Origin of the sequence: Bacillus sp. SIMBA_005 (assembly GCF_046535585.1) — a bacterium.
Classification (GTDB): Bacteria; Bacillota; Bacilli; order Bacillales; family Bacillaceae; genus Bacillus; species Bacillus pumilus.
Genome location: NZ_JAWRWI010001279.1, coordinates 1 through 231, shown reverse-complemented (window position 1 = coordinate 231; position 231 = coordinate 1). Strand labels below are relative to the sequence as shown.

General features: G+C 45.0%; 1 protein-coding gene. It reads right to left on the bottom strand.

Annotated features, from left to right (window positions below; translation table 11 throughout):
* Nucleotides 1-143: 143 nt before the first annotated feature.
* On the bottom strand, nt 144-231 hold an 88-nt coding region (locus SB660_RS24180), incomplete at its 5' end, for a hypothetical protein (RefSeq protein WP_410585183.1).

Below are 231 nucleotides of genomic sequence, written 5' to 3'. Positions count from 1 at the left end.
CAAGCCTTTGGCTAAATGTCTTTTTGCGCCTTCTATTCCGTGCATGAACGCGGAAGAGAAGGCGTTTTGAGATTTTGCTGACGAAAACAATGGGAACCACTCACGCCGGTACTTGTTCTATACATAAATACGGGAACTGCCGTCTATACGTATAATACCGGAGCTGATATTTTAATGATTTTGCCGTCTCTGAAATAAAAGCGGGGGATGCGGCGGCTTAACACAGAAAGG